We start from the raw sequence: 6,661 nt of genomic DNA on the forward strand, positions 1-6,661 counted from the left end.
AAAGCTACGCCCATTAGCCAAACGGCGCAAGACCCCTCTGCAAAAAGGATGAGTGCGGGATCTTCGCGCTGCCGACCAGGGCAGACAGGGCGAAGATCCCGCACTCAGCGGGGGACGCGACGGATCACATGGACCGGGGCACCCCGAAGTAGCCCTTCTCGGCCTCGCCGGTCTCGGCCTTGATCACGTGCATCACGGCGTTGATCAGGGCCAGGTGCGTGAACGCCTGCGGGAAGTTGCCCAGGTGCCGGCCGCTGCCGGGCTCGATCTCCTCCGCGTACAGGTCGAGCGAGGACGCGTAGCCGAGCAGCCGCTCGCACAGCGCCCGGGCCCGCTCCACCTCGCCGATCTCGACCAGCGCGGACACCAGCCAGAACGAGCAGATGGTGAAGGAGCCCTCCTCGCCGCGCAGACCGTCGTCGGTCTCGTCCGTCCGGTACCGCAGCACCAGGCCGTCCTCGGTGAGCTCGTCCGCGATCGCCAGCACGGTCGCCCGCACGCGCTCGTCGTCCGACGGGAGGAACCGCAGCAGCGGGACGAGCAGCAGCGACGCGTCCAGCGCCGGGTCGCCGTAGCGCTGCGTGAAGACGCCGCGGTCGTCCACGCCCTTGGTGCAGATGTCGTCGGCGATCTCGTCGGCGATCTTCTGCCACGCCTTGGCGTAGTCGGGCTCGTCGTACAGCCGGGCGAGCTTGGCGCCGCGGTCCATCGCCACCCAGCACATGAGCTTGGAGCTGGTGAAGTGCTGCGGCTCGCCGCGCACCTCCCAGATGCCCCGGTCCGGCTCGTGCCAGTGCTTCATGGCCTCCTCGACCTGGCGCTTGAGGATGGGCCACAGGGACTCGGGAAGCTGGTCGCGCGACTTGGCGTGCAGCCACACGGAGTCGAGCACCGCACCCCACACGTCGTGCTGGCGCTGGTCGTACGCGGCGTTGCCGATCCGGACGGGCTGGGCGCCCTCGTAGCCCGACAGGTGCGGCAGCTCGAACTCCTCCAGCGTCTCCTCGCCGCCCACCCCGTACATGATCTGGAGCTGCCGGTTGTCGCGGCAGACGTCCTGGATGAACGCGAAGAAGTCGTTGGCCTCGCGCTCCAGGCCCAGCGTGTACAGGCCCCACAGCGCGAACGTCGAGTCGCGGATCCACGCGTACCGGTAGTCCCAGTTGCGCTCACCGCCCGGCGTCTCGGGCAGCGACGTCGTCGCCGCAGCGATCAGCGCGCCGGTGGGGGAGTAGGTCAGCCCCTTCAGGGTGAGCGCCGAGCGCTGCAGGTAGACGCGCCACGGGTGGTCCGGGAACGTGCCCTGCGTGATCCAGTCGCGCCAGTACCGCTCGGTGCGCCACATCGCGTCGAGGGCTTCCTTGTAGCTGGTCGGCGGGTCCTGCGAGCCCCAGGACATCGCCACGAAGTGCTCGTCGCCCTGCGACATCCGCGTGCGCGCCGTCGCCCGCTTGCCCTCCAGGCCGAACCGCAGGCTGGACCGCAGGTGCACGTCCGGGGTCGAGTCGCCGATCCGGGCCACGACCGCGGAGTACCCGCTGTTCTCGTACTCCCAGTCCACCTCGGACCGCGCGTAGTCGGGGCGCGGCTCGCACTCGACCTCGACCTCGACCGTGCCCGACACGCACTTGATGGTGCGCAGCAGGATGTGCTCGGCGTCGTCGTCCGTGGGCGTGCGGCGGTGCGTCCCGGACCGCGACTCGAGGTCGTGCCACGGCCCCATCAGCATGGCGTCGCGCACCACGAGCCAGCCGGTCTCCGTCTGCCACGTGGTCTCGAGGATGAGCGTGCCGGGCAGGTAGCGGCGCGCGCTGGGCACGCGCACGCCGTGCGGGCCCACGCGGAAGTGGCCGGCTCCGCGGTCGAGGATCTTGGCGAAGATGCTGGGCGAGTCGGGGCGGGGGATACACATCCACTCCACGCTGCCCGACGGCGCGATCAGCGCGTTGGCCTCACAGTCCGACAGGAACCCGTACTCGCCGATGTGCGGGAACTTGCTGCGTCCGTCCCAGGCCTGCGGGGACGGGGCGTCGCTCGATCTGTGCGTTTTCACCGGTGTCGGGCTGGCGGGCGTCGGCTTCTTGCCGCGCCGGGAGGACGTACCGGCGGCAGGGGCGTCGGGCCCCTGCGCTTCAATCGATTCGAGCGTCATGAGTATCAAGGGTTCCGCACGTTCCGCGCGCCTGGCAAGCCGGATCTGTGTGACGCGCGGAACCTGTCCGCATGCTCCACGAAACTGATTCCCGGGTCGTGTCGATCCACCTGTTTCCCGTTCGACCTGTGGATGAGAAGGTCCCACCAGGGACCGGAAAACTACGGAGGAGAAGAAACCATGGCGAAGTACATGCTGATCATGCGAGCGACCGACGAGACGGTGACCGCCTACCAGAACATGGACTTCCAGAAGATCATCAACGACATGGGCGCGTTCAACGAGGAGATGATCAAGGCCGGCGTGCTCGTGGCCGGCGAGGGCCTCGAGGATGCCGCCGACTCCGTCGTCGTCGACTACTCCACCGAGACGCCCGTCGTGACCGACGGGCCGTACGGCGAGACCAAGGAGCTGTTCAACGGCTTCTGGATCCTGGAGGTCGCCTCGAAGGAGGAGGCCGTCGAGTGGGCCAAGCGCGCGCCGCTCGCCGGGCCCGGCAGCAAGGCGGAGATCCGCAAGGTCACCGAGCTCGACCAGTTCCCGCAGGACAACGAGCACATCCAGAACGAGCGGGCCTGGCGCGAGTCCACCGGCCAGCTCTGAGCCGGGACCGGCAGGGCAGCGGCAGGAAGGGCGGGGAGATGGACGACGACGCCGCACGACGGGCCGTCGAGGCGGTCTGGCGGATCGAGTCCGCGCGCATCGTCGGCGCGCTCACCCGCTACACCCGCGACTTCGAGCTCGCCGAGGACGTGGCCCAGGAGGCGCTCGCCGCGGCGCTCGTCTCCTGGCCGCGCGACGGCACGCCGCGCGACCCCGCGGCGTGGCTCATCGCGACGGCCCGGCGCCGGGCGATCGACGCCTACCGGCGTCGGGCCGGGCGGGACGAGCGGTACGCCGCCCTCGCGCACGGCCTGGCCGAGGGCGAGGTGGTGGTGGGCGGCCCGACGGCGCCCGGGGCCGGCGCCGGTGCGGGCGACCCGGGCGCCGAGCCGGCGCTGCTCGACCCCGGGCGGATCGACGACGACGTGCTCGCCCTCATGTTCGTCTCCTGCCACCCGGTGCTGTCCCGGGAGGCGCGGATCGCGCTGACCCTGCGGGTCGTGGGCGGTCTGACCAGCGAGGAGATCGCCCGCGCGTTCCTCGTGCCCGTCGCCACGGTCCAAGCGCGCATCACGCGCGCCAAGAAGACGATCGCGGCGGCGCAGGTACCGTTCGAGGTGCCCGACGGCGAGGACCGGGTCGCCCGGCTCTCGTCGGTGCGGAACGTGCTGTACGTGATCTTCACGGAGGGCTCGTCGGCGACGTCGGGCGACGACTGGATCCGGCACGACCTGGCGCGCGAGGCCGTGCGCCTGACCCGCGTGCTGACCCGGCTCGCCCCCGAGCCCGAGACGTTCGGCCTGCTCGCGCTGCTGGAGCTGACCGCCGCCCGGTTCCCGGCGCGGACCGGGCCCTCGGGGGAGCCGATCCTCCTGGAGGACCAGGACCGGCGGCGCTGGGACCGCGCGGCGATCACCCGCGGCCGGGCGGCGCTCCGGCGGGGCGTCGGCCCGGCGGGCATGGGCAGCTACGCCCTGCAGGCCGGGATCGCCGAGTGCCACGCGGTGGCCCCGTCCGTGCCGGAGACCGACTGGGCGCGGATCGTGCTGCTCTACGAGGCGCTGGGCCGCGTCGCGCCGTCGCCCGTGGTGGACCTCAACCGGGCCGTGGCCGTGGCGATGGCGCACGGGCCCGACCTGGGGCTGCGGGTCGTGGACGGCCTGGTCGACCAGGGCGTGCTGGCCGGGTCGCACCTCCTGCCCGGCGTGCGGGGCGAGCTGCTGTCGCGGCTCGGCCGCACGGCGGAGGCCCGCGGCGAGTACCTCCGCGCGGCGGAACTCTGCGGCAACGCCGCGGAACGCGGCGTCTTGGAAGCCAAGGCCGCCGCCCTCCCGTAACCCGCCGCCTGCCCGCCTCGTTGAGTGCTGGGTATTTGTAGTCGCGAAACGTTGTCGAACCGCAGATACCCAGCACTCAGCGGAGGCGGAGGGTGGCTACCAGGACGCCCGTGAGGCACAGGGCGCCGCCTGCCAGCGCTACCGGGGTGGGGACCTCGCCCAGCAGGGCCCAGGACATCAGCACCGCGAGCGGCGCGGCGGCGTAGGTCGCGGCGCCGAGGCGGCCCGCCGTCGTCCGGGTCAGGGCGAATCCCCAGGTGACGAACGCGATCGCGGTGGGGAACACGCCCAGGTAGACCACGCTCAGGGTGGCCTGCGCCGGGGCCGCGGCGAGCTCACGCAGGAGCACCGGGGCGAACGGCAGGCAGGCGATCGTCCCGGCCAGGCAGCCCAGCCAGGTCATGGTCAGCGAGTCGACCTGGGGCAGCAGCCGCTTCTGGAGGATGGTGCTCCCGGCGTAGATGACGGCGGCGGCCAGCCCGAGGAGCACGCTGACGACGTCGGACGCCCCGCTCGAGGTGGCCAGAGCGATGCCGGCGACGCCCGTGAACGCGATGCCGATGCCCACCAGGAGCCGCGCGGGGAAGCCCTCGCCCAGCGAGATCCCGGCGAACACCGCGATGAGGATGGGCGCGAGGCCGACCAGGAGCGAGGCGGTGCCGGCGTCGAGCGTGCGCTCCGCGGCGTTCAGGGCGAGGTTGTACAGCCCGAACCAGAGCACGCCCCAGACGGCGACGCCCACCAGGGTCCGGCCCCGGGGCAGCCGCAGCTTGCCGGCCAGCCCGGCGATCACCGTGAGCGCGAGGGTGCCCACGAGGATGCGGCCCAGGGCGAGGGCGCCCGGCGAGTAGTCGAAGCCGGCGGACCGGATGCCGATGAACGCCGAGCCCCACAGCACCACGGTGACCGCGGCGGCGGCCGGGACCAGGAGGCGGTGCGTGGCCGGCGGCGCGCTGGGGACGTCCTGGACGGTGGCGGTGCTCATGGCCGCAACACTGCCCGGCGCGAGCGGCGGCGTCTGGCGGTTATCGGCCGTGGTGTTGGTCATGGTGCGATCCTGGCCCCAAACCACTGTGAAGCACCAGCGATTGTTCCTTCATCTGAATTCAGTGCGGCTGTACAGTGGTGCGCATGCTCGACGTCCACCGCCTCCGCGTCTTCCGCTCCGTCGTCGCGTCCGGATCCATCGGCGCCGCGGCGGCGAACCTCGGCTACACCCCGTCGGCCGTCAGCCAGCACGTCTCCGCGCTCCAGCGCGAGACCGGCCTTAAGCTGCTGGCGCGGCACGGCCGGGGCATCCGCCCCACCGCCGCCGGGCGGGCCCTGGCCGCGCAGGCGGACGGCGTGCTCGAACGCCTCGGCGAGGCCGAGTCCATGGTCGCCGACCTGCGCGCAGGCCGGACCGGCTCGCTCTCGATCGCCTACTTCGCGTCCGTGGGCTCGGCCTGGCTGCCCGACGTCGTCCGGGTGATCACCACGGACTTTCCCGGCGTCCGCCTGGACCTGGAGCTCGCCGAGCACATCCCGGACAAGACCGAGGACCGGGCCGACCTGCAGGTGGCCGTCGCCCAGACGGGGTTCGACGCCGGCAGCGGGTTCACCGCGCACCACCTGCTCGACGACCCGTACGTCGCCGTGCTGCCGCGTGACCACCGGCTCGCCGGCCGGGACGAGATCGAGCTCGCCGAGCTGGCCGACGAGTCGTGGGTCGACAACGACTTCGCGCGCGGCTGGTGCCGCCGCAACCTGCTGGAGGCGTGCACGGCCGCCGGGTTCAGCCCCACGTTCCACGTCGAGGCGCACGACTACCCGACGGCCGTCGCGTTCGTCGAGGCCGGGATCGGCATGACCGTGCTGCCCGAGCTCGGCGCCGTCCAGCTCCCGGCCGGCACCGTGTCCGTGCCCGTGGTGCGGCCCGCCCCGGTGCGTTCGATCTACGCGGTGCTGCAGGACGCCGTCGCGCACACCCCGCCCGCGATCGCCGCGCTGGAGGCGCTGCGCCGGGCCGCCGTCGCTTCGCGGGCAGCGGTGGTGGCCGCATAGGGTGGGCAGGTACCCGACGCCGGGCGACCGGCGTCATTCCGAGCGAGAGGCAATCCTCGTGACCACGCTTCCTACCGCCTCCGGGTCCTTCGGCGACAAGCCGGAGCTGACCTTCCCCGAGGGTGGCGCACCCGCCGGCCTGCAGGTGCAGGTGCTCGCCGAGGGCAACGGGCCGGTCGTCGAGTCCGGGCGCACCATCGTGGTGAACTACCTGGGCCAGACCTGGGGCGGCCACGTCTTCGACAACTCCTACGACCGCGGCACCACGATCGACTTCCCGATCGGCGTCGGCGCCGTCATCGGTGGCTGGGACAAGGGCATGGTCGGCCAGAACGTCGGCTCGCGCCTGCTGCTCTCGATCCCGCCGGAGCACGGCTACGGCGCGCGCGGCGTGCCGCAGGCCGGCATCGGCGGCGGCGACACCCTCGTCTTCGTGGTGGACGTCGTCGACGTCAAGTGACCACCTGAACCACACCGCCTGAACCGCTGAGTGCGGGGTATCTGCGGCTCTGACGCCTGTCAGGCC

6 protein-coding genes are annotated in these 6,661 nt (G+C 72.2%); 4 read left to right on the forward strand and 2 right to left on the reverse strand.

The features are described from left to right. Positions 1–124: 124 nt before the first annotated feature. Positions 125–2,053, reverse strand: a complete 1,929-nt coding sequence (locus ACFWEJ_RS10015) for a glycoside hydrolase family 15 protein (protein WP_377229055.1) — start codon at positions 2,051–2,053, stop codon at positions 125–127. A 279-nt stretch (positions 2,054–2,332) separates the two neighbouring features. On the opposite strand from ACFWEJ_RS10015, the gene ACFWEJ_RS10020 reads away from it, so the two are divergent. Then, positions 2,333–2,755: a YciI family protein gene (locus ACFWEJ_RS10020; protein WP_377229056.1), complete on the forward strand. Its 423-nt coding sequence runs from the start codon at positions 2,333–2,335 to the stop codon at positions 2,753–2,755. 38 nt (positions 2,756–2,793) lie between these two features. Continuing rightward, positions 2,794–4,092 (forward strand): RNA polymerase sigma factor, encoded by a 1,299-nt coding sequence (locus tag ACFWEJ_RS10025; protein ID WP_377229057.1) that lies wholly within the window; start codon positions 2,794–2,796, stop codon positions 4,090–4,092. 76 nt (positions 4,093–4,168) lie between these two features. Here the strand turns inward: ACFWEJ_RS10025 and ACFWEJ_RS10030 are convergent, their stop codons facing one another. Then, positions 4,169–5,140: a DMT family transporter gene (locus ACFWEJ_RS10030; RefSeq protein ID WP_377229058.1), complete on the reverse strand. Its 972-nt coding sequence runs from the start codon at positions 5,138–5,140 to the stop codon at positions 4,169–4,171. Between the two features lie 83 nt (positions 5,141–5,223). Here ACFWEJ_RS10030 and ACFWEJ_RS10035 point away from each other — a divergent pair, with 83 nt between their 5' ends. Then, on the forward strand, positions 5,224–6,135 hold the full coding sequence (locus ACFWEJ_RS10035) for a LysR family transcriptional regulator (RefSeq protein ID WP_377229059.1): 912 nt from the start codon (positions 5,224–5,226) through the stop codon (positions 6,133–6,135). A gap of 58 nt (positions 6,136–6,193) precedes the next feature. Continuing rightward, a complete protein-coding gene (locus ACFWEJ_RS10040; RefSeq protein ID WP_182619247.1) occupies positions 6,194–6,595 on the forward strand; it encodes an FKBP-type peptidyl-prolyl cis-trans isomerase in 402 nt (133 codons plus the stop codon). Positions 6,596–6,661 lie beyond the last annotated feature (66 nt).

Origin of the sequence: Promicromonospora sp. NPDC060204 (genome assembly GCF_042728455.1) — a bacterium.
Lineage (GTDB): Bacteria > Actinomycetota > Actinomycetes > Actinomycetales > Cellulomonadaceae > Promicromonospora.

What these genes read in the sequence shown, in the direction of transcription:
- ACFWEJ_RS10020 (WP_377229056.1), top strand. Translation starts at nt 2,333, where the DNA reads ATGGCGAAGTACATGCTGATCATGCGAGCGACCGACGAGACGGTGACC.
- ACFWEJ_RS10025 (WP_377229057.1), top strand. Translation starts at nt 2,794, where the DNA reads ATGGACGACGACGCCGCACGACGGGCCGTCGAGGCGGTCTGGCGGATC.
- ACFWEJ_RS10030 (WP_377229058.1), bottom strand. Translation starts at nt 5,140, where the DNA reads ATGACCAACACCACGGCCGATAACCGCCAGACGCCGCCGCTCGCGCCG.
- ACFWEJ_RS10035 (WP_377229059.1), top strand. Translation starts at nt 5,224, where the DNA reads ATGCTCGACGTCCACCGCCTCCGCGTCTTCCGCTCCGTCGTCGCGTCC.